Here is a 533-nt window from a genome sequence, read left to right as displayed (position 1 = left end):
AACGCTCTACAGGAATGCTATCGTTCCCCGTTAGAAGCAACGGTCTTAATCGATAATAAAAAAATCGTCAAATGATTGTCCATCCAAAGTGAAAAGGAGTTTATAAACCCCGAGCTTCCGCTCATTATATACGATTGGAATACATGAAACGGCATAATCAAACCCATAGTTACGCGATGGGAAAATTTTCTCTTCATCCCTAGATGATTCAACACGCATTTGTACAGAACTCACCTGAACGAATAGCTTGTCAGACTCGAAATTCATTCCAAAAACTTGTTTGAACTCTTCTGGTTCTTCTTCTTTATAGTTATAAAAATTAAGCCAAAAGCATTTAATTGTTTCCTCTTCTATTTGGTATTTCTTCGCCCATTCCAATATCCGATCTTTCTCCATATGATCAAACCTTCCTTATTTGCCTCAAACTCCAATTAGGCACTGTCAGCAAATGAGTTATTCAATTTCCATTTACATCCTATACTTAAACCCTAAGGGATTTGTTACGCATAACTCCCTCTATGGAGAATCATTTT

At 36.6% G+C, this 533-nt stretch carries 1 protein-coding gene; it reads right to left on the bottom strand.

Annotated elements, in window-relative coordinates; translation table 11 throughout:
* Window positions 1-45: 45 nt before the first annotated feature.
* A complete protein-coding gene (locus A7975_RS20990; RefSeq protein ID WP_065386430.1) occupies window positions 46-396 on the bottom strand; it encodes a hypothetical protein in 351 nt (116 codons plus the stop codon).
* Between the last annotated feature and the right edge of the window lie 137 nt (window positions 397-533).

It is taken from the genome of Bacillus sp. FJAT-26390, from assembly GCF_001682865.1.
In the GTDB taxonomy this organism is placed as follows: domain Bacteria; phylum Bacillota; class Bacilli; order Paenibacillales; family Paenibacillaceae; genus Pristimantibacillus.
The sequence above is the reverse complement of the archived record's forward strand: the minus strand, read 5'-3'. Positions and strand labels throughout refer to the sequence as shown.